The following is a 25,141-nucleotide window of genomic DNA, read 5'->3' as shown; positions in this document are numbered from 1 at the left end:
ACTGGAGTGTCCTCATGGCACGCGTATGTGAAGTCACGGGCAAAGGCCCGATGGTTGGGAACAACGTTTCCCACGCCAACAACAAAACCAAGCGCCGGTTCCTGCCGAACCTGCAATACCGCCGTTTCTGGGTCGAGAGCGAAAACCGTTGGGTTCGTCTGCGCATTTCCAATGCCGGCCTGCGTTTGATCGACAAGAACGGTATTGACTCCGTGCTCGCAGACCTGCGCGCACGTGGCCAAGCTTAAGGAGAAGCACCATGGCAAGCAAAGGCGGACGCGACAAGATCAAGCTGGAATCCACTGCGGGTACCGGCCACTTCTACACCACGACCAAGAACAAGAAGACGATGCCCGAGAAGATGCTGATCATGAAATTTGATCCAAAAGCTCGCAAGCACGTCGAATACAAGGAAATGAAGCTGAAGTGATTCAGCCTCGGTCCTTCAAAAAACCGCCCGCTCACCCCGGGCGGTTTTTTTATGGCCGGCTCGCTGTCGGCAGCGGTCCACGCCCTGGTTGGCGCAATTCATGCCGCGCCCTATCGCACCGCCAGCACGGACACCGGCCCCATCGACATCACGCAGCCCGGCGCAACGGGAGTTCTGCGCGCTGGCGCTCCATGAGCATGCCGAGCGTGCGGTAGGCCTCCTTCACTTCAGGGGTGAACGGCATGCCGCAGCTCAGGCGCAAGAAGTTCTCATAGCGCCCGGTGTTGGAGAACATCGGCCCGGGCGCGATGCGGATGCCGCACTGAAGGGCCTGGTCGTACAGGCGCGTGGTGGACAGGTCGGGCGGGAGTTCCAGCCACAGGCTGATGCCTCCCGGCGGCAAGCTCAGCCGCGTGCCGACAGGAAAGTACCTCGCCACGGCGCGTGCGGACTGATCGCGCTGCTGCCGCAATTGGATGCGCATGCGCCGCATGTGGCGCTCGTAGGCCGGCGAATCCACGCTGCGCGCGGCCAGCAACTGGGACCACGTCTGCATGTTGCGCGTGCGTGCGAACTTGAGCATCTGCACCCGGGCCTGCCAGCGCCCCGCACTCATCCAGCCCTGCCGAAGGCCAGGCGCAAAACTCTTGCTGAGCGAGGCGCAATAGATGACCTGGCCCGCATCGCCCACCTTGTCCCAGGCCTTGGCAGGGCGCAGCGCGCGGGGCGATTCGACGAACTCGCGATAGATGTCGTCTTCGATCAGTGCCAGGCCGTATTCCACGCACAGCGCAACCAGGCGCTCCTTGTGCGCGTCGGGCATCACACTGCCCTGGGGCATCTGCAGGTGGGGCACGACCACCACGCCTTTCAGGCGGGGCTCGTTGCGCGCCGCCAATTCCAGCGCCTCCAGCGATATCCCGGTGTGCGGGCTGCACGGAATCTCCAACGCACGAAGACCGCGCACCTGAATGGCCTGCAGGATGCCGAAGAACGTGGGCGACTCCACCGCGATCACGTCGCCGGGCTCGGCAATGGCGTCGAGCGCCAGCGTCACGGCTTCGGAGTTGCCGTGGGTGGCGCCGATGTCGGCAGGCGACAGGCACACGCCGAAGGTGAGCGCATGGCGCGCCATCGCCTGCTGGAATTCCGGGTGGGTGGTGGGCGCGGAAGGCCCATAGACCAGGATGTCGGGCTGCTCGCGCAACAGGCTTTGCGCCAACCGGTTCAGCGCCCGGGCGTCGAACAGGCTGGGTGCCGGCATGGCGCTTCCCAGGTCCAGCGGCACGCGTCCGGCGCGGCGGGCTTTTTCCAGGAACATCGAAATGCGCTCGTTGATGCCGGCAAACACGCCCGGATCGTCCGGCAGCGGTTCGAGCAATTCGGGCTCGCGCGCCCCGGGCAGCACCACGCCGCCAGGCTCCCGCACGAAGTAGCCCACGCGCTCGCGCGCCTCCACGGCGCCCTGGGATTCGAGATGCCGCAGCACCTGCAGCGCGGTGGTCAGGCTCACCTGATGGCGCTGGCACAGCTCGCGAACGGAGGGCATGCGCATGCCGGGCCGCAGGCTGCCAGCGGCGATCGCCTGCACATAAAGGGCCGCCAATTGGCGGTACAGAGGAGTCTCTCGGGTATCGGCGGAGCGGGGCATGGCGCAGCATCAAAAGAACCCGCGCACACCAGGCCCGCGCGCGGCATGCGGGAGACCCATCATGCCCCGGCGCATGGCACCGGAACAGATACAGGATGGAACCTGGCGAACCATAACAGGCCCCTGCCGATCGCGGCTGTTCTACCTGCCGCCCGAGCCGCGTGTACCTGCCTTTCGGGGCCGGCTTTTCTTACGCTTGGGCGTTCATCCGAAGGAGTCCGCCATGACCGCCACGACACACGCCCGCCGCCCCGCCTCCGCTTCTGCCAATGCCTGCCGTTTGGTGCTGGACATCGCCCCCGGGCAGCATGTGCTGGTGTGCCTGCCTGCCGCCAGCACGCTCCAGGCGCTGGAAGGCGATCTTCGGCTGGGCTTTGGCCCGCTGATCTGCGGGCAGGTGCTGCATGCGGCCCGGCAAAGCCTGGTGGCTGGACAAACGTTGACGCAGGGAGGCAGCGCTGCCTGGGTGCGACTGCACAATCCCGGCCTTACGGCGGCCCGTGCCGTGCTGACGGAGGCTGCGCCCCAACGCAGCGCCCTCGCGCATGCCTGGGCCTGGGTGGCTGCCCGGTGGACCAGAACGTTGGGCGAAAACAGGGCGAGCGCAGAAAGCCGTGTCGGCGCAGCCCATTGAGGCCTGCTGGGCGGGCATCCTGCAGCGGCCGAAAAGCCCTGCCCGCTTCAGCCAACGGATCGGTCAGTGCGGCAGGCGGAAACCGATCACAAAGGCCTGGGGCCCGGCAACCTCAGACCTGTGCCGCGCGCAGGCGCAGCGAGAACTCACGCAACGCGGTCACGCCGCTTTCTTCGGCACGCCGGCACCAGGCTTGCAGGTCCGCCGTGAGCTGCTCGCGCGATTGCGAGGTGTTCAGCCACAACTGGCGCAGCTCTTCGCGCATGGTGATCATCTTGTCCAGTACCGGATGGGCCTCGCGGGCCTGGGCCAGGTGCGGCTTGGCGCGCGCAGGCACCTTTTCGGCATCGCGGTGCACCCAGCGGCGCGCGGCGCGCAGCACGGACACGTCGGCCTTGCGGGCCTTGAGCGCAGCCAGTTCTTCGCGGCAGGCCTGGCGCACACCGCGCGCGTAGCCGGCCATCACCTCGTAGCGGTTGGCGATGAGGGCCTCCAGCGTGTGTTCGTCAGCCACCGGCTTGACGGCGCCCAGCCGCAGTTTCGGGGGTACCTTTTTGACGGTGGCCCAGCCCACGCTGCGCATGAGGCTGATGTACATCCAGCCGATGTCGAACTCGTAAGGCTTGACCGAGAACTTGGCGGCCGTCGGATAGGTGTGGTGGTTGTTGTGCAGTTCTTCGCCACCGATCACCAGGCCCCAGGGAACCAGGTTGGTGCTGGCGTCCTGCGCCTCGAAATTGCGGTAGCCCCAGAAGTGGCCGATGCCGTTGACCACGCCCGCCGCCCAGAAGGGAATCCACAGCATCTGCACCGCCCACACGGTGGCGCCCAGGCCGCCGAACAGCACCAGGTTGATGATCAGCATCAGGCCCACGCCCTGCCAGGCGAACCGGCTGTAGACTTTGCGCTCCATCCAGTCGTCGGGAGTGCCGTGGCCGAACTTGCGCACGGTCTCGGCATTGTTCGCCTCGGCACGGTACAGCTCGGCGCCGCGCCACATCACCGTGTCCAGCCCCCGGGTCTGCGGGCTGTGCGGATCGTCTTCGGTCTCGCACTTGGCATGGTGCTTGCGGTGGATGGCCACCCATTCGCGCGTGACCATGCCCGTGCCGATCCAGAGCCAGAAGCGAAAGAAGTGCGAAGGCACGGCCCCGAGTTCCACCGATCGGTGGGCCTGCGCGCGGTGCAGGAAGATGGTCACCGCCGCGATGGTGATGTGCGTGGTGAACAGGGTGTACAGCACCACCTGCCACCAGCTCAGGTTCCACAAGCCGTGGCCCAGCCAGTCGATGGCGGCGTTCAAAACAGCCCAATCGGGTAACAACATGGTGAAGAGCCTTCGCTAGCTAAAGTGAATTGCCACCCCGTTCGGGGCAACTGGCAGATTTTAAAAGGCGATATCGGCACGAAGCCGCGCATACCCAGGACACCACAGGTGTCTTGGGGCGAAGGCTCCGGGCGGGTCGAAGTTCAGGGCTTGCGCGTCCAGACCGCGGCGAAAAAGCCATCGGTCTGGTGCACATGGGGCCAAAGGCGCAGATAACCAGTGCCGGAGGCCATGCCGCTGCACAGCGCTTGGGCCTGCTCCACCTTGAGCTGCGTGAGCAGTTCGCCCGCGTCGCCGGGGACGAAGTCGGCATGCGCCGCGCTGAACGCCTCGGCGATGCCTTCATTCTCTTGCGGCAACACGCTGCACGTGGCATACACCAGCCGGCCGCCCGGCTTGAGCAGGCGTGCGGCGCTGGCGAGAATCGCCGTCTGCTTGGCGATCAGTTCCTGCACGGCCTGGGGCGTCTGGCGCCATTTCAGGTCAGGGTTGCGGCGCAGCGTGCCCAGGCCGGAACACGGTGCGTCCACCAGGACGCGGTCGATCTTGCCGGCAAGGCGCTTGATGCGGTCATCGCGCTCGTGCGCGATGGCGGCGGGGTGCACGTTCGACAGGCCGCTGCGCGCCAACCGGGGCTTGAGCGCGTCGAGCCGGTGGGCCGACACGTCGAAGGCATACAGGCGCCCGGTGTTGCGCATCGACGCGCCGATGGCCAGCGTCTTGCCGCCGGCGCCCGCGCAGAAATCGACCACCATCTCGCCGCGCTTGGCGTCCAGCAGCAGCGCGAGCAACTGAGAGCCTTCGTCCTGCACCTCCACGGCACCGCAGGTAAAGGCGTCGAGCTTGGCGAGCGCGGGCTTGCCCTCCACGCGCAAGCCCCAGGGCGAATAAGGGGTTGAAACCGCGCGGATGCCGGCCTTGGCCAGTTCCTTTTGCACCTCGGCACGCTTGTCCTGCAGGGCGTTCACGCGCAGATCGAGCGGCGCGCTTTGGGAGAGGCTGTCCACCAGTGGCCAGAAGCCGTCGCCCAGTTGGCTCTTGAGCGGCGCGACCAGCCATTCGGGCAGGTTGTGGCGGTGCCGCTCCATCAAGTCGTCGGCCGGCACGGCGTCGCACTGGTCGAGCCAGTTCTTTTCCACATCGCTCAACGCGCCGCGCAGAAAGTCCCGCGCGCCGGCGGCATTGCCGCCATTCGTGCGGCGGGCCTGTTCGTCCTGGCTGTGGGCGAAGCCGAGAATCGCCAGGCGCCGCTCTTTCGGGCCGCTGCCCGAACGGGCCAGCTGCTCGAACAGCAGCTTCTTGCGCAGCACGGTGTAGGCGGTCTCGGCCAGGGTGGCGCGCTCGCGCGGGCCGAGGGAGCGGTGGTCACGGAAAAAACGGGACACCACCGCGTCGGCGGGGTGTTCGAGGGTCAAGGTCAGCCTGACGAGTTCAGCGCAGGCGTCCAGAAGGGCTTTGGGATGCATCGCCCGATTGTCCCACTGGCGCCGCCTGGCCCCGCCGATCCCTGCCCGAGCCCGTCTGCGGCTACCGCGACAGCACCGGCGCGAAGGCCGAGCGTTCGATCTCCTGCAGGGCGGGCGACTCCCCTGCCCAAAGGGCCAGGGCCGGGCAGGCTCAGATGGCGCTCCAGCCAGCGGCACAGGCTGGCGCGGCCGTCATCGTCATCGTCCAGGCCGGGCAATTCGACGAAGACGAGGCAGGCCCGCCGCTGTGGAAACTCGCGCAGGGCCTTGCACACGATCCAGCAGCGCGAAAGCTCTGTCGGCCCCTTGACCTTGGCGCGGATGCGCTCCAGCGCTTCGAACAGGCCGGGCGCGTGGGCCGCCGTGATGCGCACCCAAAGCGCCCGCAGGCAGGTCCACGGCAGGCCGCCCGCGCCCAGCACCACCCACACGTACGCGATGCGAAACCGGCCATGCAGCAGTTGCGGCACCACCCAGGCCAGCCACCCGGCCGCCAGCAGCAGGCAGCCCACCACCCAGGCATAGCCCAGGGCCGCGAAAGCGGCGACACTGCGCCGTTACGCGCTGGAGTCCTCGGCGCTCGCATGCTCCGCTCATGCGGACCATGTGCACGAAATCCGCCTGATCCATCGCCCCGCACCCTCTTTTTGACAAGCTGCCGATCTTATTCATGAACGACGAACTCCCCGCGCTGCACCGCACCCCGCCCGGCCTGTACCGCCACTACAAGGGCCTGATGTACGAAGTGATCGACACCGTGCGCCACAGCGAGACGCTGGAGCCCATGACGCTGTACCGCGCGCTGTACGGCGATCGCGGCCTGTGGGTGCGCCCCGCCGCGATGTTCGAAGAAACCGTGGTGATCGACGGGCGCGAGCAGCCGCGCTTTCAGCCGGTGCAAGCATGACCAGACGCCACGCCGTAGCGAGTCAAAAAGGCCCTGCGCCCTAGTTCCGAATGCCTTTTAAGCTATTAATTAGATAGCACCCCAACCTAATGCTCGTTGCGATGTGGTGGCTTCGGGTGACCCATCGAATGTTCGCGCGGTAAATCAAATTCCACGGCACCCGTCACACCATCCTGTTTCATTCCTCTGGCCTGAGCCAGTGGAAACAAAGGTCTGGCCGTGAAATTCTCCAAATTACTGACGCACTCCCGTCCCACCCCGAATGCGCCGACATCGGCCGCGCCCGGGAAAACAGCGGGCTCGGCGCCGAAAACCAGCAGCAGCACCAGCAGCAGCCGCCACAGTGGCGGCCTGCTGTCCGGCCTGATGGGGCGCCATTCCAAGCCCGCGACCGCGCCCCAGCCACGCCAACCCCTGGAGGACGGCACCGCCAGCCAGCAGGCGTCCGACGTGGCCTCCGCCATCCGCTACATGAACGCGAGCGCAGGGCCGGCCTTTGCCGCCTCGCTGCACCGTCCCGCACCCGAGCCACAGGCGGCGCCCACCCCTTCCGAGACACGCCCCGAAATCCAGCAGGAGCCTGCGCCCGCAACACAGCCGGCGCCGGACCCGGCACACGCCGGGGAAATCGAGGACGCAGACAGCCTCGAGGTCCAAGCGGCCATGGCCCGATTGCAAGACCGAACCCTTTTCACCATCGAAGAGGAGCCCGAGCTGGAGGCCCAAGCGACGAGAGTCACCCTGCAAGACCTGTTCGACGCCGAGGACCAGGCGCGCGCCAAGGCGCAGGCCACTGTGCCGGCGGCGGCCAGCGCGGCCCCTACCCCCACCACGCCGGAAAAGTCTTCATCCGGAGGATTCGCGCAGCGGCTGCGCCATTTCTTCCAACGGGCCTAGCCGGAGCGGAGGCAGCTCCGGCCGGCCGAGCCCGCAGGCACGGGGGGCGCCCGCCCCGTGGTTTCGCCGGGCCACGCAGTGCTGCGCAGCCCGTCAGTGGACGAACTGCGCGGACCGGCACCCCGCGCCGACAGTCTTTGCGTCAAAAACGGCTCCAGCGCAATATCTTCTAAGGCACATAGCTATATTTTTCATAGCAAAAACACAACCGTGCCAGCGTCGCTGCCGCCCGTCAACCCCAGGGGATGACCTTGGCTGTAGCAAATGGATACAACAGAACATCGGCATGCTGCGTACACACTCTGTGTCGTCCCGAAAAGTGAAGCCCAAGATGCCTGTCACCCTGAAACCCGAAGTTCCTGCCGACGCCGCGCCTTCCGCGCAACAAGACCTGCCCCAAGGCGCGCCGCTGCCATTCAACGAGCCGCAGCGCCTGGAGGCCCTCGAAAAGCTGAGGGTGCTGGACACGGCCCCCGAGCAGGCCTTCGACGATCTGACCACGCTGGCCTCCGCGGTCTGCCAGGCGCCGATCGCGCTGATCTCGCTGATCGACACCGAGCGGCAGTGGTTCAAATCACGGGTGGGGCTCGACGCCGCCGAGACGCCCCGGGAGCTGGCCTTCTGCGCCCATGCCATCTTGCAGCCCGACTATGTGTTCGAAGTGCCGGACGCGAACCTCGACCCGCGCTTTTCCGGCAATCCGCTGGTGACCGGCGAACCTGGCATCCGCTTTTACGCGGGCGCGCCGCTGGTGACTTCGGACGGCATGCCGATCGGCACCGTCTGCGTGATCGACCGCGAACCGCGCACGCTCTCCGACGCCGAGCGCCGCGCCCTGCAGTCGCTGGCCCGCCAGGTGGTGACCCAGCTGGAACTGCGCCAGGCCATGGCAGGGCTCGAACTGGAGAGCATGACCGACGGGCTCACGGGGCTGTGGAACCGGCGCTGCCTGGACCGCCATCTGCGCACCAGCTGGGACGAATGCAAGCGCGCACGGCTGCCACTGAGCCTCGTGATGGTGGACCTGGACCATTTCAAGCGCGTCAACGACGACCTGGGCCATCCGGCAGGCGATGAAATCCTGCGGCACGCGGCCGGGGTGATCCGCGCCAGCGTGCGGGCCGGGGACTTCGCGGCCCGCTTCGGCGGCGAAGAGTTCTGCGTGGTGCTGCCGCACACCGACGCGGCGGGCGCCCGGGCCGTCGCCGACCAGTTGCGCGCCGCCCTGGCCGCGAGCGACTGGCCCCACCGGCCGGTCACCGCCAGCCTCGGGGTCGCCACGGCGGGGTTCGAAGAGGTGAGCGATCCGCACGCCCTGCTGGCGCGGGCCGACCGCGCGCTCTATGTGGCCAAGGACGAAGGGCGCAACCGGGTCAGCGTGTTCAGCGGCTGGTCCTGAAAAGGCCCCGCAGCCGCGCGGTCAGCCCTGCTGGCGAAGCAGCTTCAGGATGGCGCGGGGGTAGATGGCGTGCTCCTGCGCCAGCACGCGTGCCGCGAGCGCCGCGGCCGTGTCGCCGGGCAGCACCGGCACCACGCCCTGCGCAAGGATGGGCCCGGCATCCAGTTCGGCGGTGACCTGGTGCACCGTGGCCCCGGCCACCTCACAGCCCGCATCGATCGCGCGCTGGTGCGTGTGCAGCCCCGGAAAGGCCGGCAGCAGCGAGGGATGGATGTTCACGAGCCGCCCGCTGTAGCGCGCAACGAACCCCGGGGTGAGGATGCGCATGAACCCCGCGAGCACCACCAGCGCCGGTGCGTGCGCGTCGATCAGCCCGGCCAGTGCCGCATCGAATGCCTCTCGTGACTCGAACGCCCGGTGGTCCAGCGACCCGGTGGCGATACCTTCCGACCGGGCCCAGGCCAAGCCCCCCGCCTCGGCCTTGTTGCTCAGGACGGCCACCACGCGGGCGCCGTCGCGGCCGGCCCAGTCTTGCTGGCGCGAGGCATTCACGATGGCTGCCATGTTGGAGCCGCTGCCGGAGATCAAAATCACGATGTTCTTCATTGCCGGAAATTATCCCCTGCCATGCCCTTCGATCCCCGCACCCGCCCCCTGTCGCCCACCGAGGCCCGCGTGCTCGCCACGCTGATGGAAAAAGCCCGCACCGTTCCCGACAGTTATCCGCTCACGCTCAATGCCGTGGTGACCGGCTGCAACCAAAAGAGCAGCCGAGACCCGGTGATGCAGCTGACCGATGCCCAGGTGCAGGAGGCGCTCGATGCGCTGCGCCTGCGCACGCTCGCCGTGGAGATCGGCGGCAACCGGGCGACGAAGTTCGAGCACAACTTTCCGCGCGGCATCGGCGTGCCCGACCAGTCGGCGGTGCTGCTGGCCCTGCTGATGCTGCGCGGGCCGCAGACGGCGGGCGAATTGCGCATCACCTCCGAGCGCTGGCACCGGTTCGCCGACATTTCCTCGGTCGAGGCCTTTCTGGACGAGCTGCAGTCGCGCAGCGACGAAAAGGGCGGTCCGCTCGTCATGCAGCTGCCCCGCGCACCCGGCGCCCGCGAGCAGCGCTGGGCGCACCTGCTGTGTGGCCCCGTGGACGCGAGCCAATATGCCGCAGGGGCCGCAATGGCCTCGGCGGCCGCCGACGGCCCTGCGGCGCAGGGCCTGGCCTCCCGCGTGGCAGCCCTGGAGGCGGAGGTGGCCGGACTGCGTGCCACCGTGCAGCGGCTGTGCCAGGAACTGGGACTGCCGCCCGAGCCCACCGCGCCCGTGTCGCCGCCCGGACAGGCGTAAAAAGCACGACCGTGCTACAACCGCCGGATGGGCTCGAACCGGCAGCCTGAGGAGACACACCGCATGGATCTCGCATTCACCCCCGAAGAACAGGCCTTCCGCGAAATGGTTCGCGCCTGGGTCAAAGAGCATCTCCCCCAGGAGATTTCCCACAAGGTGCACAACGCCCTGCGCCTGAGCCGCGACGATATGCAGGGCTGGGCCAGGATTTTGGGCAAGAAAGGCTGGCTGGGCTTCGGCTGGCCCAAGGAGTTCGGCGGCCCGGGCTGGACCGCCGTGCAAAAGCACCTTTTCGAGGAGGAATGCGCACTGGCTGGCGCGCCGCGCATCATTCCCTTCGGCCCGGTGATGGTGGCGCCCGTCATCATGGCCTTCGGCAATGCCGAGCAGCAAAAGCGCTTCCTGCCCGGCATCGCCAGCGGCGAGGTGTGGTGGAGCCAGGGCTACAGCGAGCCCGGCTCGGGCTCGGACCTGGCCTCGGTCAAGACGCGGGCCGAACGGGTGGGTGACCATTACGTGGTCAACGGCCAGAAGACCTGGACCACTTTGGGCCAGTACGGCGACTGGATGTTCAACCTCGTGCGCACCAGCAACGAGGGCAAGCCGCAGACTGGCATTTCGTTCCTGCTGCTGGACATGAAGTCGCCCGGTGTCACGGTGCGCCCCATCAAGCTGCTGGACGGCGAGTGCGAGGTCAACGAGGTCTTCTTCGACAACGTGAAGGTGCCCGCCGAGAACCTCATCGGCGAAGAGAACAAGGGCTGGACCTACGCCAAGCACCTGCTGAGCCACGAGCGCACCAACATCGCCGACGTGAACCGCAGCAAGCGCGAGCTGGAGCGCTTGAAGCGCATCGCCCGCGCCGAAGGCGTGTACGACGACCTGCGCTTTCGCGATCAGATCGCCCTGCTGGAGGTGGACATCGTCGCGCTGGAGATGCTGGTGCTGCGGGTGCTGTCGGCCGAGAAATCCGGCAAGAACTCGCTGGACATCGCGGGCCTGCTCAAGATCCGCGGCAGCGAGATCCAGCAGCGCTATGCCGAACTGATGATGCTGGCCGCCGGCCCTTTCAGCCTGCCCTTCATCGAAGAGGCCATGGAGGCCGGGTGGCAAGGCGATGCCGCCGCCGGGGCCCTGGGCGGTTTCCCGGGCGGCGCGGTGGCCAATGCGCCGCTGGCCTCGACCTACTTCAACCTGCGCAAGACCACCATCTATGGCGGCTCCAACGAAGTGCAGCGCAACATCGTCGCCCAGACCGTTCTGGGCTGATCCCGGCACCCGCCGCAAGAGCTTCCGCCAGGAGTAGAAAACATGGACTTTGATTTCTCGGATGACCAGCAATCGCTGCGCGACGCGGTGCGCCGCTGGGTCGAAAAGGGCTACACCTTCGAGCGCCGCCGCGGCATCGTGGCCGCCGGCGGCTTCGACCGCGCGGCCTACAACGAACTGGCCGAGCTGGGCCTCACCGCCCTGACCGTGCCCGAGGCGCACGGCGGCCTGGGCCAGGGCCCGGTGGACGCCATGGTGGCGCTGGAAGAACTGGGCCGCGGCATCGTGCTGGAGCCGCTTGCGCAGGCCTTCATCGCCAGCACGGTGCTGGGCCACTGCGCCCCCGAAGCCGTGCAGGCCGACTGGCTGCCGCGCATCGCCAGCGGCGAGGCGCTGGTGGTGCTGGCGCAGCAGGAACGCAAGGCCCGCTATCGCCTGGACGTGTGCGAGGCAAAAGCGGCTCCAGCGCAATCAGGACATGCACTGACAGCTATTAAAAGCATAGTACCGGCCGGCGACCAGGCCGATGCTTTCCTGGTGCCCGCACAGTTGGAGGGCGCCATCGCCCTCTTCCTCGTCGAACGCAGCGCGCCGGGGGTGTCCACACGCGGCCATGTCACGCAGGACGGCAGCCGCGCGGCCGAAGTGCAGCTGGAAAACGCGCCCGCTACGCTCGTCACCACGGACGGTCTGGCCGCGCTGGCACTGGCGGTGGACACCGGCATTGCCGGCGCGTGCGCCGAAGCGGTGGGCGTGATGGACCAGACCGTGTCGCTCACCGTGGACTACATGAACCAGCGCAAGCAGTTCGGCGTGGTGATCGCCAGCTTCCAGGCCCTGCGCCACCGGGTGGCCGACATGAAGATGCAGCTGGAACTGGCGCGCTCGATGAGCTATTACGCCAGCCTCAAGCTCACCGCCCCGCCCGACGAGCGCCGCCGCGCCATCGCCCGCGCCAAGGTGCAGCTGGGCCAGTCGATGCGCTTCGTGGGCCAGCAATCGGTGCAGCTGCACGGCGGCATCGGCGTGACCGACGAGTACATCGGCAGCCACTACTTCAAGCGGCTCACGCAGCTGGAGATGACCTACGGCGACACGCTGCACCACCTGGGCGAGGTGTCGGTGCGCATGCAGGACTCGGCCGGCGTCTTCGCCTGACGCCTGACCGCCAGGGGCCGGCCCGCGCGGCCGGCTATTCGGACAGCACCTCGAATGCGAGGAACTGGCTGATCTGCGTGTCGTTGAAATTGTTGTCGGACACCATCACCAGGCTGCGGTGGCCGTTGGCCAGCCGTGGCCCCCAGGTCATGCCTTCGATGTTGTCCACCGTGCGCAGGCCCAGCGTGTTCAGGTTGAGCACCAGCCGCTTGCGCACCGGCGTGAAGCCGCCCGCACCCAGCGAGGCCATGCCGCTCACATCGCTCGCGCCTTCGGTGTCGATCTCGTACAGGCGGATGTACATGCGGTACTGGTCGTCGCTGCCCTGTACGCCCGAGCGCTCCAGCACCAGAAAGCGGTGGTCGTCCACCGCCAGCATTTCCGACACGCCGTTGTCCGCGTTCTTGCCCGTGCCCGGCACCGCCTGGATGGGATCGACCGGATAGGCCACCTGCCGCAGCAGTGCGCCGTTGCGGCTGTATTGCAGCATGCGTGAATACGCGCCCGCCGTGGGCGTGGGCACCGGGCCGTCCTGATAGAGCGGCGCCTCCATGGCAGCCCACAGCGAAGAACCGTCGGCCGAGAAACTGAGCCCCTCCAGCGCCAGGTTGTTGCGGGTGCCGGTCGCCTGCGTCGGCGACATCCGGAACGCGGGCGGCAGAGGCAGCGCTCCGAGCGCACGGCCGCTGGCATCCGCATGCATCACGAACGGGTCCAGGCCCAGGGCGCGATCGCCCTCGCTGGTCCACCACAGGCTGCCGTCGCGCGGGTCGATGCGGATCGCCTCGGGGTCGGGAACCGGGCTGGCCGCTGTCGAAGCGGTGCGGGCGGGATACGTGCTGCCGTCCGCCTGGCGCCAGGGCGCCGTTGCGAGGAACTGCACGGGCGCGAACGTGGCTTGGTCGAACTGCAGGCGCGCCGTGTAGAACCGGGCGGGGTTCTTATCGGACCGGTCGTCGCTGACCAGCACCCATGTATCGCGGGCCGCGTCGTAGTCGATGCCGGACAGGCCTCCGACCAGGGTGCCGCCGACCTGCAACGTGTTCGGCACCGTCTGCTCGCCGATCAGGCGCACGCTGATGTCACGGGCGCCGCCGTCGCCGCCCCCACAAGCGGCAAGGCACACGGAGAGGACGGCAGCGCAGGCAAGGGATCGGAACATGGGCGGCTCTTTGGACGGATGGAGGAGCAAGGGGATGACAGCGCCGCACCTTAGCGGCCGCGCATGACAGGCTGATGGCGCTCACCGCCCGAAAGGCGTGGCAGCCAGCCGCAGGGATTTTCTTAAATTCCAAAGGACGGAATTTGGCTATAGTAGCCGCCCCGATCAACACATCTTCCGGAGGTTTCCCCGCCATGCGCACCTTGATCAAGCAGATCGCCGCCATCCAACTGATGGCCCTCATGGCCACGAATGCCTGGAGCCACGGGCCGGGCCATGGTCCGGGCGCGGGTGACAACGCCCCGCCGCGCGAAGTCGTCGGCTACTTCACCTCGTGGGGCATCTACGCGCGCAATTTCAAGGTCAAGGACCTGGCTGCACAAGGCGGCGTTCCCGCGGCCACCACCATCAACTACGCGTTCGGGAACGTGCAGCCCGCGCAGGCCGGCGGCACCGGCCCGGTGGTCTGCCAACTGGGCGATGCCTACGCCGACGTGGAGCGCGCGTGGACCGCCGAAGAGAGCGTGGACGGCCAGGCGGTCGATGCCAGCCAGCCGCTGCGCGGCAATTTCCAGCAACTGCGTGCGCTCAAGCGCATTCATCCCGGCACCAAGGTACTGATCGCGCTGGGCGGCTGGAGCGGCTCGAAGTGGTTCTCCGACGCCGCCCTGACGGCCGAGTCCCGCAGCGCGCTGGTCACCTCCTGCATCGACCTCTTCATCAAAGGCCGCACCGACGGCACCACGACGGGCGACGGCCCGGCCGCCGGGGTGTTCGACGGCATCGACATCGATTGGGAATACCCAGCCGCAGAAGGCGCCGAGGGCAACACCGTGCGGCCCGAAGACACCCGAAACTTCACGCTGCTGCTGCAGGAGTTCCGGCGCCAGCTCGATGCGATCGATCCGCAGTTGCGCCTGACCATCGCCGCGCCGGCCGGTCCGCAGACCGCCGCCAAGATCGAACTGGCCGAGGTCGCGAAGTCGCTCGATTTCATCAACGTCATGACCTACGACCTGCATGGCTCCTGGGAGACCACCACCAACCACCAGGCCGCGCTCGCGCCGAACCCGAACGATCCGGCCCGCGCGCAAAAGCTCTCGGTGGCCGAAGTCGTGGGCCGCTATCTGCAGGCAGGCGTGCCCGCTCACCAAATCGTCGTCGGTGCGCCGCTGTATTCGCGCGGCTGGACGGGCGTCAACAACGCGCAGCGCGGCCTGTACCAGCCAGCCACGGGCATTCCCGCCGGCACCTACGAAGCGGGCATCGAGGACTACCAGACGCTCAAGGCCAAGCCAGGCTTCACCCGTTACTGGGATGCGCATGCACGCTCGGCCTGGCTGTTCGACGGCACCACGTTCTGGACCTTCGACGATGCACAGACCTTGCGTGAGAAGGCGCGTTTCGTGAAACTGGCCCGCCTGCGCGGCATGATGTTCTGGGAGCTGTCCGGCGACGGCGGCGAGCTGGTTCGTGCCGTGGCGAACGAGCTTTCGCACCGGGCAGACCACTGATCCCAGCCGGCCGAAGGCCGCAGCCAGCGATTGGTGCCAGCGGCCTTTTCGTTGTTGCCATGCCAGCGCAAGGGTTGGCGGGGTACGGGCGGGGCACTCACGGCGCGATTCACGCCTCCTAGCGCCTCTTCGCCCCTCTTCGCCCCTCTTCACACCCCTTCGCGCCGCCCTCGCCGCCATGTGGCCGAGGCCCAGGAGGGGCGCACGGCGAATCCGGGATAATCCCACCATTCCGAAGGCGCCGAGCATCGCGCGCATCCCTCAAATTGCCCCTCCCGACATGAGCGCAACACCCCTCGCAGACCCCAATCGCAAACACCTTGAAACCGCCAGGACGCAGATCCTTGAGGGCGAGCTGCAAAAAGCAGCGCTCACGTTGAACAAGGCCCAGAAGCAATCCCCCAACGACCCGCGCGTCTTCATGCTCGCCGGCCTGATGGCGGAGAAGGCCGGCAACCTGCCCAAGGCGTTCGAAGCACTGCGCCATGCCGTGGCCATCTCTCCCGACTGGGCTCCCGGATTGCTGGAACTGGGCGGGCTCCTGGCCCGCCAGAACCAGTTCGAAGAAGCGCTGAGCACGGCCGAGAAGGTCGCAGAACTCGAGCCCACCAATTTGGTGGCACTGGCCGGCGTGATCGACATCGCGCACCGCGCAGGGCATCTGGAAATGGCGATTCGCCACCTGCGCCGCGGGCTCGAATTGGTGCCTGGCGATCCGCAGTTGCGCCGCCTGCTGGCGCGCGACCTCAGCAGCCAGGGAGCGCATGCCGAATCCATCGAAATGTGGAGCGGCCTGATCGCTGAAAACGCCGCCGACACCGAATCGCTACTCGGCCGCGTGAACGCCCATATCGCCGCCGGCACACCATCGCGCGCCATCGCCGACACGACCACGCTGCTGGAGCTGGCGCCGGGGGACTCGGTCTATGCCTACTACGCCGCTCTGGCCCATGGCGTGACGCCCAGGCACCAGCCCCCGGAGCTGAACCGCGGCCTGTTCGACAGCCTGGCAGAGATGTACGACCAGCACATGGTGCGCGGCCTGCGCTACCAGCTGCCCAAGCGGGTGGCCGACAAGATCCTCGGGCGCTTTCCAGACAAGAAGCTCAACGTGCTGGACCTGGGCTGCGGCACGGGCCTGCTGGGCGTCTGCCTGGGGCGCATCGACGGGTTCCTGATCGGCGTGGACATCTCGATGAAGATGATCGAGCAGGCCGGCCGCCACAACGTGTACGACCGTTTCCACAACGTCAATCTGCTGGACGCCCTGCAAGAGACTCCGGACTCGCTCTATGACGTTCTGGCGGCGCTGGACGTGTTCATCTACACCGGCGACCTGGCCGAAACCATTCCGAATGCCTTGCGCATCCTGGTGCCCCAGGGCGAGTTGATCTTCTCGTGCGAGACCTCGGACGAAACAGGCCCGGACATGGTGCTGCAATTGAATGGGCGCTATGCCCACAAGCGCAGCCATGTGGTGGCGCTGTGCAAGGCCGCAGGCTTCGAAACCGTGGAAGTGGAAGACACCGTGCTGCGCTACGAGAACAACGAGCCCGTGCAAGGCTTCATCGTCACGGCGCGCAAGGCGGTCTGACGAAGGGGTGCCCACGGCGCCTTTCCAAAAAAAAGCGCGGCCAATGCCGCGCTTTTTTCATGCCCGCCGCAGGGTCAGAACCCCAGTGCGTGCGGCAGCCAGGTCGAGATCGCGGGAACGAAGGTCAGCAAAATCAGCACCACCAGGTGCGCCAGCAAGAAGGGCGGCAACTCTTTCGTGAGGGCCGCCAGCGGCACCTTGGTGGCCACGGAGGTCACGAACAGCAGCCCGCCCACGGGCGGCGTGATCATGCCCAGCGTGAGGTTGACGATCACCACCATGGCGAAGTGGATCGGATCGATGCCCAGCGCCGCCGAGATGGGTGCCAGGATCGGCACGAGGATCATCACGCCCGGCAGCGGCTCCATGAAGATGCCGAACAGCAGCAGCAGAATGTTGACCGCGATCAGGAAGGTGACCGGCGACAGGTTCCATCCCACGATGGTTTCCGCCAATTGCTGGGGAATGCCCTCGATCGTCAGCACCCAGGCGAACGCGGCCGAAGCGGCCACCACCAGCAGCACCGACGCGGTGAGCAATGCCGAGCGTGCGGCGATGTGCGGCAGGGCCTTCCACTCGAGCGTGCGGTAGATCCACTTGCCGCAGATGAGCGCATAGAACACCGCCACCACCGAAGCCTCGGTGGGCGTGAAGATCCCGAAGCGGATACCCACCAGGATCAGCACGACCAGCATCAGCGCAGGGATCGCCCGGATGCTGTTGGTGAGCATCTCCGCCCGGCTCGGCCGCGGCTCGCGCGAGCGGTAGTCACGGCGCACGCACACGCGCCAGTTGACGAAGGCCATGGCGGCGGCAATCAGCAATCCCGGCGCGAAGCCGGCGATGAACAGCCCGCCCACCGACACCTGCTCGTCCTGCAGCGCGTAGATGATCATGATGATCGAAGGCGGAATGATGGGGCCCACGATGGCCGTGCTGGCGGTGAGCGCGGCAGCATAGGCGCGCGAGTAGCCGGCCTTGTCCATCATCTTGACCATCATCGATCCCGGGCCTGCCGCGTCGGCCAGCGCCGAGCCCGAGATGCCGGAGAACAGCGTGAGCGACAGGATGTTGGCGTGCCCCAGCCCGCCGCGCAGATGGCCCACGAACTGCGCCGCGAAGCGCAGCAGCACCACGGTGAGCGCACCGCCGGACATGATCTCGGCCGCCAGGATGAAGAAAGGCACCGCCATCAGCGGAAAGCTGTCGATGCCGGTGAACATCTCCTTGAACACGATCAGCTGCGGATAGCGCCCGCCCACGAACACGGCGATGGCGGCCGACATGGCCAGCGCGAACGCGACGGGAAAGCCCAGCGCCATCAGGACGATGGCGGAAACGAACAGGGTGATGGCCATGGGTCAGGTTCTCGTGAACATCACAGCGAGGCTGCGGACTCGGCGTCCATTTCGTCGGACTCGACATAGCGCCCGTCGCGCACGTAGCCCCGCGCCATGAACAGCAAATGAGCGAACAGCAGCAGAAAGCCCACCGGCATCGCCGAATAGATCCAGGCGAACGCGATGTCGGTGGCCGGCGTGGTCTGGAACCGCGTGGCCCACACGTATTGCATCGAGAACCACGCCATCACGAGGAAGAAAATTCCCAGTCCCACCACGATCAGCCCGCGCATCCAGCGCGCGCCGGCCGGCCCCAGGGTGTGGTGCAGATTGTCGATGGCCACATGCCCGCCGAACCGCAGCACCAGCCCCGCGCCGAGGAATGTGCCCCAGATCATCAGGTGCCGCGCCACCTCTTCCGCCCACACGATGGAGTCGCCCGTGGTGTAGCGCAGCACCACGTTGGCGAAGACGATGCAGGCCATCGCCAGCAGCAAGATGATGAGCAGCCAGCGATTGCCGGCGACCAGAACGCGCTCGAATCGGTTCAGCATGGGGGCAGAAATCCAATGGTCATAAAAGGAAAAAGCCCGGACAGACCGGGCAGAAGGAAAAGCACGCCGCCCAGGGCTCGGGGCGTGCAGGCCTCGATCACTTCGTGCCGGTGATGTGGTCCAGCGTTTTCTGGCCGAACTTGGCGGCGTATTGCTTGTAGGCGGGCTCCAGCGCCTTCTGGAAGGCTGACTTGTCCACCGACTCCACGACCTGCATGCCAGCCGCCTTGACGTCCGCCAGGCCCTTTTGCTCCACGTCGTCCACGAACTTGCGCGAGGCCGCCGCGCCCGCCTTGGCGCCCTGGGTGAACGTGGCCTTCTGCGCATCGGTGAGGCCCGACCAGAAATTGGGCGACACGATCAGCGCCATGGGTGCATAGACGTGGCCGGTCAGCGAAAGGTACTTCTGCACCTGCGGCAGCTTGGCGGAAACGATCACCGACATGGGGTTTTCCTGTCCGTCGATCGTGCCCTGCTGCAGTGCGCCGATCACCTCGGGCCAGGACATCGGCGTGGGCGAAGCGCCCAGCGTGCGAAAGGCCGTGATGTGCACGGGGTTCTCGGTCACGCGGATCTTGAGGCCCTTGAGGTCTGCCGGCGTGCTCACCGGGTGTTTGTTGTTGGTCAGGTGGCGAAAGCCCTGTTCGCCCCAGGCCAGGGCGATCAGGCCGCGCGCCTTGAACTTGCCCAGCAGGTCCTGGCCGAACGGGCCGTCCAGCACCGCGCGGGCGTGGGCGGTGTCGCGAAACAGGAAGGGAATGTCCACCACCCCCACATCGGGCACGAAGTTGCTCAAGGCGCCGGTGGAGACGATCACCGCCTCCACGGTGCCCAGTTGCAGGCCCTCGATCAATTCGCGCTCGCCGCCCAGGGCGCTGGAGGGGAACTGCTTGAATTTGAAGGCCCCGTTGGTGCCCTTCTCGACCGTATCGGCCCAGGCTTGGGCCGCAGCCCCGTAGTGCGAGTTGATCGCCAGCGCATAGCCGACCTTGACTTCCTTGGCCTGCTGGGCGAAAGCGGAAATGGCGGGCAGGCCGGCGACGGCGGCGGCCAACAACAGGCGGCGGGAGGCAATGCGCATGGGAACGGTCCGATCTTGGGCCCCGGGGAGCGTTGTGGCAAACGAGGCAGGGATTATTCCCGCAGCCACTTCGCCCTGCCCTCGGGGAAAATACCTGCGCGGGCGCTTTTTTTCGATCAGTCCAGCAGGCGGGACGATTTGGGCACGTGCGCCATCAAAAACTCCATCTGGTCCGCCAGGATGCGGCGGTTGCGCAGGATGAAGTCTTCCCACAGGCTGGGAACATAGGGGGCGTAGAGCAGCGGCATGTGCGCCTGTTCGGGCGTGCGCGGGCCCTTTCGGTGGTTGCAGGGGCGGCAGGCGGTGACCACGTTCATCCAGTGGTCCACGCCCTGGCGCGCGTAGGGCACGATGTGCTCGCGCGTCAGGTCTTCTTCGTGGAAATGCCCGCCGCAGTACGCGCAGATGTTGCGGTCGCGCGCAAAGAGCTTGCTGTTGGTGAGGCTGGGCTTGAGGTTGAACGGATTGATGGCCGGCACGCCCTTGGTGCCGATGATGCTGTTGATGCCGATGACCGACTGCTCGCCCGTCACCGCGTTGTGGCCGCCGCGAAACCGTGCGATCTGGCCGCCGGATTCCCAGCGCACCTCGCCCGCGGCATAGTGAATGACCGCCTGCTCGAGCGAAATCCACGATTGGGGCAACCCCTGGGCCGACAACTTCAAGACCTTCACAACTCGCCTCCTGCTACAACGATGCACACAAGGATTCGGAACGCTGATGTCTCACGGGCGGCGTGCCAAGGCCGCGCAGTGGCTCACAATATACTCCGTTCATGACAAATTGGCGTCCAGCGCTTGCTGCACCTGCGCAAGGCGCTATCAAAAGTAAAGCACTCCGATGAAGATCTTCCGAGGCTTCCATCACCCCGACATCGCATCGGCCTGCGCCCTCACCATCGGCAATTTCGACGGCGTGCACCGGGGGCACCAGGCGATGCTGGCACTGCTGAACAACGAAGCGGCGCACCGCGGCGTGCCCAGTTGCGTGCTGACGTTCGAACCCCATCCGCGCGATTACTTCGCGGGCGCCCGCCAGCGCCCCGAACTGGCGCCCGCCCGCATCGGCACCCTGCGCGACAAGCTGGACGAACTGAGCCTTTGCGGCGTGCAGCAGACCGTGGTGCTGCCGTTCAACGAGCGGCTGGCCAGCCAGCCTGCGCAGGCTTTCATCGAAGACGTGCTGGTGCGCGGCCTGGGCGCACGCTACGTGCTGGTGGGCGACGACTTTCGCTTCGGCGCGCAGCGCGCGGGCGACTACGCCATGCTGGACGGCGCGGGACGCAGCCAGGGTTTCGAAGTGGCCCGCATGAACAGCTACGAGGTCCATGGCCTGCGCGTATCGAGCTCTGCCGTGCGCGAGGCCCTGGCCGCCGGCCGCATGGAAGACGCTGCACGGCTGCTGGGCCGGCCCTATGCCATCTCGGGCCACGTGGTGCACGGGCGCAAGCTCGGCCGTGAACTGGGCGCCAGCCGCGAAGGTGCGGGCGACGGTTTTCGCACGCTCAACCTGCGTTTTGCCCACTGGAAGCCCGCTGCAGGTGGCATCTTCGTGGTGCGGGTGCACGGCCTGGCTGCCGATCCCCTGCCGGGCGTGGCCAACCTGGGTGTGCGCCCATCGCTCGACCCGCAGGATGTCAACGGCGGCCGCGTGCTGCTGGAAACGCATTGCCTGGAGTGGCCGGACGATCTGGGGCCCGAAGGGGCGTACGGTAAAATCGTCCGCGTGGAACTTCTGCACAAACTGCACGACGAGCTGAAATACGACAGCTTCGACGCCCTCACCCGCGGCATCGCCCAGGACTGCGATGACGCGCGGGCGTATTTCTCCGCCTCCACGCACGCCGAGACCCGTCGCCAGACCACGCGCGACCGAATTTGACGGTCCCCGTGCCGCAGCGCAGCCCTGCGGCCCCGTCCGCTCCTCTCTCTTTTTTGTCTCCCAGCGTTCCGGGCCATGGCCCGGAACGGCCCGCTCCTTAGGTCCCGCCATGTCCGAGAACACGAACGCCCACCCCACCCCTTCCACCGGCAAGGACTACCGCGCCACGCTCAACCTGCCCGACACCGCCTTCCCGATGCGTGGCGACCTGCCCAAGCGCGAGCCGGGCTGGGTGAAGGAATGGGACGAAAAAGGCATCTACAAAAAGCTGCGCGACGCCCGCTGCGGCGCGCCGAAGTTCATCCTGCACGACGGCCCGCCCTACGCCAACGGCCAGATCCACATGGGCCACGCGGTCAACAAGATCCTGAAGGACATGATCACCAAGGCGCGCCAGCTCGAAGGCTTCGATGCGCTGTACGTGCCAGGCTGGGACTGCCACGGCCTGCCGATCGAGAACGCCATCGAGAAAAAGCACGGACGCAACCTGAGCCGTGACGACATGCAGGCCAAGAGCCGCGCCTATGCCAGCGAGCAGATCGCCCAGCAGATGGCCGACTTCCAGCGCCTGGGCGTGCTGGGTGAATGGGACAACCCCTACAAGACCATGAACTTCGCCAACGAGGCAGGCGAGATCCGCGCATTCAAGCGCGTGATGGAGCGCGGCTTCGTGTACCGGGGCCTGAAGCCCGTGTACTGGTGCTTCGACTGCGGCTCCTCGCTGGCCGAGTTCGAGATCGAGTACCAGGACAAGAAGAGCACCACGCTGGATGTGGCCTTCAAGGCGCACGAGCCCACCAGGCTGGCCGCCGCCTTCGGCCTGCAAGGACAGGAAGGCCCCTCCGGTAGCCTGTCCAAAGACGCGTTCGTGGTGATCTGGACCACCACCGCCTGGACCATCCCGGCCAATCAGGCGCTGAACCTGAACCCTGAAATCACCTACGCGCTGGTGGACACGGAGCGCGGCCTGCTGGTGCTGGCCGAATCCCTGGTCGAAGACTGCATGGCGCGCTACGGCCTCACCGGCCAGGTGCTGGCCACGGCACTGGGCGAAAAGCTCGGCGGGCTGGAATTCGAACACCCGCTGTACGACGTGAAGAACGAAGACGGCAGCTACGGCTACCGGCGCCTGTCGCCCGTGTACCTGGCCGACTACGCCACGGCCGACGACGGCACCGGCATCGTGCACTCCTCGCCCGCCTACGGCCTGGAGGATTTCAACTCCTGCCGCGCGCATGGACTGGCGCTGGACGACATCCTGAACCCCGTGCAGGGCAACGGCACCTACGCGGCCGACTTTCCGCTGTTCGGCGGCCAGCACATCTGGAAGGCCGTGCCGGTCGTCATCGAGGCGCTGCGCGCAGCCTCCCGCCTGATGGCCACCAAGGACATCACCCACAGCTACCCGCACTGCTGGCGCCACAAGACGCCGGTGATCTACCGCGCGGCCGCACAGTGGTTCATCCGCATGGACGAAGGCGAAGGCGTGTTCACCAAGGACAAGGCGCCCAAGACCCTGCGCCAGACCGCGCTGGAAGCCATCGAGCACACCAGCTTCTATCCCGAGAACGGCAAGGCCCGCCTGCACGACATGATCGCCAACCGGCCCGACTGGTGCATCTCGCGCCAGCGCAGCTGGGGCGTGCCCATCCCCTTCTTCCTGCACAAGGATTCGGGCGAGTTGCATCCGCGCACCATGGAAATCATGGACCAGGCGGCCGACATCGTGGAAAAGGGCGGCATCGAGGCCTGGAGCCGCGTGACCCCGGAAGAAATCCTGGGGGCCGAGGACGCAGCTTGCTACACCAAGAGCACCGACATCCTGGAAGTGTGGTTCGACTCCGGCTCCACGTTCTTCCACGTGCTGCGCGGCACGCACCCCGGCGTGCACCATGACACCGGCCCCGAAGCCGATCTGTACCTGGAAGGCCACGACCAGCACCGAGGCTGGTTCCACAGCTCGCTGCTGCTGGCGAGCGCCCTGGAGGGCCGCGCGCCTTACAAGGGCCTGCTGACCCACGGCTTCACCGTGGACAGCCAGGGCCGCAAGATGAGCAAGTCGCTGGGCAACGGCATCGATCCGCAGGAAATCAACAAGAAGCTCGGCGCCGAAATCATCCGCCTGTGGGTGGCCGCGAGCGATTACTCGGGCGATATCGCGGGCGACGACAAGATCCTGGCGCGCGTGGTGGATGCGTACCGCCGCATCCGCAACACGCTGCGCTTTCTGCTGGCCAACGTGAGCGATTTCGATCCCCAGGCCGACGCCGTGCCGTTCGACCAGATGCTGGAGATCGACCGCTATGCATTGACGCGCGCCGCCGAGTTCCAGGCCGAGGTACTGGCCCACTACAAGGTGTACGAGTTCCACCCCGTGGTCGCCAAGCTGCAGTTGTATTGCTCGGAAGACCTGGGCGGCTTCTACCTCGATGTGCTGAAGGATCGCCTGTACACCACGGCGCCCAAGAGCCTCGCGCGCCGCAGCGCACAGACCGCGCTCTACCAGATCACGCATGCCATGCTGCGCTGGATGGCGCCCTTCCTGTCGTTCACGGCGGAAGAGGCGTGGAAGGTGTTCGGCGCGTCCGAATCCATCTTCCTGGAAACCTACGGCTCCATCGCGGGTACCGACGAAGGGCTGCTGGCCAAGTGGGCCCGCCTGCGTGCGATCCGCGATGCGGTGAACAAGGAGATCGAAGCACTGCGCGCCGCAGGCCAGGTGGGCTCGTCGCTGCAAGCCACCGTCACGCTGGCGGCTGCCCCCGAGGACCACGCGTTGCTGGCAAGCCTGGGTGAAGACCTGAAGTTCGTGTTCATCACGTCTGCTATTGAATTGGTATCTGGAGAAGCGCTGCATATCAGCGTCAAGCCCAGTTCAAACACCAAGTGCGAGCGCTGCTGGCACTACCGAGGCGATGTGGGCCAGGGCCAGGACCCGGCCCATCCCACCCTGTGCGGCCGCTGCACCAGCAACCTGTTCGGCGCCGGCGAAGCGCGGGAGCACGCGTGATGGCCCGCAGCAGCTTTTCGTCGTCGTCCGCCTCGGGCGGCAAGATGTGGCCCTGGCTCCTCTGGGCCGTGCTGATCCTGATCGCGGACCAGTTCACCAAGACGCTGATCCTGGGCTATTACCGGCTGGGCGATGCGACCTACATCACCAGCTTTTTCAACATCGTGCGTGCGCACAACACGGGCGCGGCTTTCTCATTCCTGGCGGATGCCGGCGGCTGGCAGCGCTGGGTGTTCACCGGGATCGGCGTAGCGGCCACGTTGTTCATCGTGTGGCAACTGCGTGCGCACCCGGGGCAGAAGCTGTTCTGCTTTGCACTGTCCAGCATTCTGGGCGGTGCGGTGGGCAACGTGGTGGATCGCATGATGCACGGCTATGTGGTCGATTTTCTCGACTTCCACGCCCGCGGCTGGCACTTTCCGGCCTTCAATCTGGCGGACTCGGCCATCACGGTGGGGGCGACCTGCCTGATCCTGGATGAATTGCTGCGGGTGAAACGGTCCTCCTGAAGCCGTGACCGGGT

At 66.7% G+C, this 25,141-nt stretch carries 23 protein-coding genes and 1 pseudogene; 14 read left to right on the top strand and 10 right to left on the bottom strand.

All coding sequences use genetic code 11. From position 1 onward, the window contains the following. Window positions 1-14 precede the first annotated feature (14 nt). Window positions 15-248: a 50S ribosomal protein L28 gene (rpmB, locus tag AVHM3334_RS13950; protein ID WP_087496789.1), complete on the top strand. Its 234-nt coding sequence runs from the start codon at window positions 15-17 to the stop codon at window positions 246-248. A gap of 11 nt (window positions 249-259) precedes the next feature. Continuing rightward, window positions 260-430, top strand: a complete 171-nt coding sequence (rpmG, locus tag AVHM3334_RS13945) for a 50S ribosomal protein L33 (protein ID WP_008904999.1) — start codon at window positions 260-262, stop codon at window positions 428-430. A 148-nt stretch (window positions 431-578) separates the two neighbouring features. Here rpmG and AVHM3334_RS13940 read toward each other — a convergent pair whose 3' ends face one another. Then, a complete protein-coding gene (locus AVHM3334_RS13940) occupies window positions 579-2,081 on the bottom strand; it encodes an aminotransferase-like domain-containing protein (RefSeq protein ID WP_284413174.1) in 1,503 nt (500 codons plus the stop codon). 223 nt (window positions 2,082-2,304) lie between these two features. On the opposite strand from AVHM3334_RS13940, the gene AVHM3334_RS13935 reads away from it, so the two are divergent. Next, complete coding sequence (locus AVHM3334_RS13935) at window positions 2,305-2,715, top strand: hypothetical protein (protein WP_284413172.1); 411 nt, start codon at window positions 2,305-2,307, stop codon at window positions 2,713-2,715. 112 nt (window positions 2,716-2,827) lie between these two features. Here the strand turns inward: AVHM3334_RS13935 and AVHM3334_RS13930 are convergent, their stop codons facing one another. From AVHM3334_RS13930 to AVHM3334_RS13920, 3 genes and pseudogenes are all read right to left on the bottom strand, one after another. Continuing rightward, window positions 2,828-4,042, bottom strand: coding sequence for a DesA family fatty acid desaturase (locus AVHM3334_RS13930; RefSeq protein WP_284413171.1), 1,215 nt, complete (start codon window positions 4,040-4,042; stop codon window positions 2,828-2,830). A 143-nt stretch (window positions 4,043-4,185) separates the two neighbouring features. After that, a complete protein-coding gene (locus tag AVHM3334_RS13925; RefSeq protein WP_284413169.1) occupies window positions 4,186-5,508 on the bottom strand; it encodes an RsmB/NOP family class I SAM-dependent RNA methyltransferase in 1,323 nt (440 codons plus the stop codon). A 299-nt stretch (window positions 5,509-5,807) separates the two neighbouring features. Next, window positions 5,808-6,138: pseudogene (locus AVHM3334_RS13920) on the bottom strand (peptidase M48); the annotation flags it as partial. A 40-nt stretch (window positions 6,139-6,178) separates the two neighbouring features. Here AVHM3334_RS13920 and AVHM3334_RS13915 point away from each other — a divergent pair. From AVHM3334_RS13915 to AVHM3334_RS13905, 3 genes are all read left to right on the top strand, one after another. Further along, window positions 6,179-6,415, top strand: a complete 237-nt coding sequence (locus AVHM3334_RS13915; protein ID WP_284413167.1) for a DUF1653 domain-containing protein — start codon at window positions 6,179-6,181, stop codon at window positions 6,413-6,415. Between the two features lie 219 nt (window positions 6,416-6,634). Further along, a complete protein-coding gene (locus AVHM3334_RS13910; protein WP_284413165.1) occupies window positions 6,635-7,312 on the top strand; it encodes a hypothetical protein in 678 nt (225 codons plus the stop codon). Window positions 7,313-7,643: 331 nt separating this feature from the next. After that, entirely contained in the window at window positions 7,644-8,711 is a 1,068-nt protein-coding gene (locus tag AVHM3334_RS13905) for a sensor domain-containing diguanylate cyclase (protein WP_284413163.1), read from the top strand. A gap of 21 nt (window positions 8,712-8,732) precedes the next feature. Here the strand turns inward: AVHM3334_RS13905 and purN are convergent, their stop codons facing one another. After that, entirely contained in the window at window positions 8,733-9,317 is a 585-nt protein-coding gene (gene purN, locus AVHM3334_RS13900) for a phosphoribosylglycinamide formyltransferase (protein WP_284413161.1), read from the bottom strand. 21 nt (window positions 9,318-9,338) lie between these two features. Here purN and AVHM3334_RS13895 point away from each other — a divergent pair, with 21 nt between their 5' ends. From AVHM3334_RS13895 to AVHM3334_RS13885, 3 genes are all read left to right on the top strand, one after another. Beyond that, a complete protein-coding gene (locus AVHM3334_RS13895) occupies window positions 9,339-10,055 on the top strand; it encodes a YceH family protein (protein ID WP_284413159.1) in 717 nt (238 codons plus the stop codon). 63 nt (window positions 10,056-10,118) lie between these two features. Then, the gene (locus AVHM3334_RS13890) at window positions 10,119-11,324 is read left to right on the top strand and encodes an acyl-CoA dehydrogenase family protein (RefSeq protein WP_284413157.1); all 1,206 of its coding nucleotides are present in this window, start codon (window positions 10,119-10,121) and stop codon (window positions 11,322-11,324) included. A 42-nt stretch (window positions 11,325-11,366) separates the two neighbouring features. Next, the gene (locus tag AVHM3334_RS13885) at window positions 11,367-12,482 is read left to right on the top strand and encodes an acyl-CoA dehydrogenase family protein (protein ID WP_284413155.1); all 1,116 of its coding nucleotides are present in this window, start codon (window positions 11,367-11,369) and stop codon (window positions 12,480-12,482) included. A gap of 34 nt (window positions 12,483-12,516) precedes the next feature. Here AVHM3334_RS13885 and AVHM3334_RS13880 read toward each other — a convergent pair whose 3' ends face one another. Then, window positions 12,517-13,644 carry an esterase-like activity of phytase family protein gene (locus AVHM3334_RS13880; RefSeq protein WP_284413153.1) on the bottom strand — a complete coding sequence of 376 codons (1,128 nt, stop codon included), beginning with the start codon at window positions 13,642-13,644 and terminating at the stop codon, window positions 12,517-12,519. Window positions 13,645-13,838: 194 nt separating this feature from the next. Here AVHM3334_RS13880 and AVHM3334_RS13875 point away from each other — a divergent pair, with 194 nt between their 5' ends. Then, window positions 13,839-15,158 (top strand): glycoside hydrolase family 18 protein, encoded by a 1,320-nt coding sequence (locus tag AVHM3334_RS13875; protein ID WP_284413152.1) that lies wholly within the window; start codon window positions 13,839-13,841, stop codon window positions 15,156-15,158. Between the two features lie 280 nt (window positions 15,159-15,438). Continuing rightward, complete coding sequence (locus AVHM3334_RS13870) at window positions 15,439-16,752, top strand: tetratricopeptide repeat protein (RefSeq protein WP_284413151.1); 1,314 nt, start codon at window positions 15,439-15,441, stop codon at window positions 16,750-16,752. A gap of 74 nt (window positions 16,753-16,826) precedes the next feature. Here the strand turns inward: AVHM3334_RS13870 and AVHM3334_RS13865 are convergent, their stop codons facing one another. From AVHM3334_RS13865 to AVHM3334_RS13850, 4 genes are all read right to left on the bottom strand, one after another. Then, window positions 16,827-18,110, bottom strand: coding sequence for a TRAP transporter large permease (locus AVHM3334_RS13865; RefSeq protein ID WP_284413150.1), 1,284 nt, complete (start codon window positions 18,108-18,110; stop codon window positions 16,827-16,829). Window positions 18,111-18,130: 20 nt separating this feature from the next. Continuing rightward, window positions 18,131-18,646, bottom strand: coding sequence for a TRAP transporter small permease (locus tag AVHM3334_RS13860; RefSeq protein ID WP_284413148.1), 516 nt, complete (start codon window positions 18,644-18,646; stop codon window positions 18,131-18,133). 97 nt (window positions 18,647-18,743) lie between these two features. Next, window positions 18,744-19,727, bottom strand: coding sequence for a TRAP transporter substrate-binding protein (locus tag AVHM3334_RS13855; RefSeq protein ID WP_284413146.1), 984 nt, complete (start codon window positions 19,725-19,727; stop codon window positions 18,744-18,746). 116 nt (window positions 19,728-19,843) lie between these two features. Continuing rightward, window positions 19,844-20,401, bottom strand: a complete 558-nt coding sequence (locus tag AVHM3334_RS13850) for an HNH endonuclease (protein ID WP_284413145.1) — start codon at window positions 20,399-20,401, stop codon at window positions 19,844-19,846. Window positions 20,402-20,567: 166 nt separating this feature from the next. On the opposite strand from AVHM3334_RS13850, the gene AVHM3334_RS13845 reads away from it, so the two are divergent. The 3 genes from AVHM3334_RS13845 to lspA all read left to right on the top strand — a co-directional run bounded on the left by AVHM3334_RS13845 (window position 20,568) and on the right by lspA (window position 25,127). Continuing rightward, complete coding sequence (locus AVHM3334_RS13845) at window positions 20,568-21,608, top strand: bifunctional riboflavin kinase/FAD synthetase (protein WP_284413143.1); 1,041 nt, start codon at window positions 20,568-20,570, stop codon at window positions 21,606-21,608. 109 nt (window positions 21,609-21,717) lie between these two features. Next, entirely contained in the window at window positions 21,718-24,618 is a 2,901-nt protein-coding gene (ileS, locus tag AVHM3334_RS13840) for an isoleucine--tRNA ligase (protein WP_284413141.1), read from the top strand. After that, a complete protein-coding gene (gene lspA, locus AVHM3334_RS13835) occupies window positions 24,618-25,127 on the top strand; it encodes a signal peptidase II (RefSeq protein ID WP_284413139.1) in 510 nt (169 codons plus the stop codon). The genes ileS and lspA overlap by 1 nt, the downstream gene beginning before the upstream one ends. The last annotated feature ends 14 nt before the right edge of the window (window positions 25,128-25,141 follow it).

Origin of the sequence: Acidovorax sp. SUPP3334 (assembly GCF_030159055.1) — a bacterium.
Lineage (GTDB): Bacteria > Pseudomonadota > Gammaproteobacteria > Burkholderiales > Burkholderiaceae_C > Paracidovorax.
The sequence above is the reverse complement of the archived record's forward strand: the minus strand, read 5'-3'. Positions and strand labels throughout refer to the sequence as shown.

Bases quoted from the DNA above. Each gene is read 5' to 3' on its own strand.
- rpmB (WP_087496789.1), top strand. From the start codon at position 15: ATGGCACGCGTATGTGAAGTCACGGGCAAAGGCCCGATGGTTGGGAAC.
- rpmG (WP_008904999.1), top strand. From the start codon at position 260: ATGGCAAGCAAAGGCGGACGCGACAAGATCAAGCTGGAATCCACTGCG.
- AVHM3334_RS13940 (WP_284413174.1), bottom strand. From the start codon at position 2,081: ATGCCCCGCTCCGCCGATACCCGAGAGACTCCTCTGTACCGCCAATTG.
- AVHM3334_RS13935 (WP_284413172.1), top strand. From the start codon at position 2,305: ATGACCGCCACGACACACGCCCGCCGCCCCGCCTCCGCTTCTGCCAAT.
- AVHM3334_RS13930 (WP_284413171.1), bottom strand. From the start codon at position 4,042: ATGTTGTTACCCGATTGGGCTGTTTTGAACGCCGCCATCGACTGGCTG.
- AVHM3334_RS13925 (WP_284413169.1), bottom strand. From the start codon at position 5,508: ATGCATCCCAAAGCCCTTCTGGACGCCTGCGCTGAACTCGTCAGGCTG.
- AVHM3334_RS13915 (WP_284413167.1), top strand. From the start codon at position 6,179: ATGAACGACGAACTCCCCGCGCTGCACCGCACCCCGCCCGGCCTGTAC.
- AVHM3334_RS13905 (WP_284413163.1), top strand. From the start codon at position 7,644: ATGCCTGTCACCCTGAAACCCGAAGTTCCTGCCGACGCCGCGCCTTCC.
- purN (WP_284413161.1), bottom strand. From the start codon at position 9,317: ATGAAGAACATCGTGATTTTGATCTCCGGCAGCGGCTCCAACATGGCA.
- AVHM3334_RS13895 (WP_284413159.1), top strand. From the start codon at position 9,339: ATGCCCTTCGATCCCCGCACCCGCCCCCTGTCGCCCACCGAGGCCCGC.
- AVHM3334_RS13890 (WP_284413157.1), top strand. From the start codon at position 10,119: ATGGATCTCGCATTCACCCCCGAAGAACAGGCCTTCCGCGAAATGGTT.
- AVHM3334_RS13885 (WP_284413155.1), top strand. From the start codon at position 11,367: ATGGACTTTGATTTCTCGGATGACCAGCAATCGCTGCGCGACGCGGTG.
- AVHM3334_RS13880 (WP_284413153.1), bottom strand. From the start codon at position 13,644: ATGTTCCGATCCCTTGCCTGCGCTGCCGTCCTCTCCGTGTGCCTTGCC.
- AVHM3334_RS13875 (WP_284413152.1), top strand. From the start codon at position 13,839: ATGCGCACCTTGATCAAGCAGATCGCCGCCATCCAACTGATGGCCCTC.
- AVHM3334_RS13870 (WP_284413151.1), top strand. From the start codon at position 15,439: ATGAGCGCAACACCCCTCGCAGACCCCAATCGCAAACACCTTGAAACC.
- AVHM3334_RS13865 (WP_284413150.1), bottom strand. From the start codon at position 18,110: ATGGCCATCACCCTGTTCGTTTCCGCCATCGTCCTGATGGCGCTGGGC.
- AVHM3334_RS13860 (WP_284413148.1), bottom strand. From the start codon at position 18,646: ATGCTGAACCGATTCGAGCGCGTTCTGGTCGCCGGCAATCGCTGGCTG.
- AVHM3334_RS13855 (WP_284413146.1), bottom strand. From the start codon at position 19,727: ATGCGCATTGCCTCCCGCCGCCTGTTGTTGGCCGCCGCCGTCGCCGGC.
- AVHM3334_RS13845 (WP_284413143.1), top strand. From the start codon at position 20,568: ATGAAGATCTTCCGAGGCTTCCATCACCCCGACATCGCATCGGCCTGC.
- ileS (WP_284413141.1), top strand. From the start codon at position 21,718: ATGTCCGAGAACACGAACGCCCACCCCACCCCTTCCACCGGCAAGGAC.
- lspA (WP_284413139.1), top strand. From the start codon at position 24,618: ATGGCCCGCAGCAGCTTTTCGTCGTCGTCCGCCTCGGGCGGCAAGATG.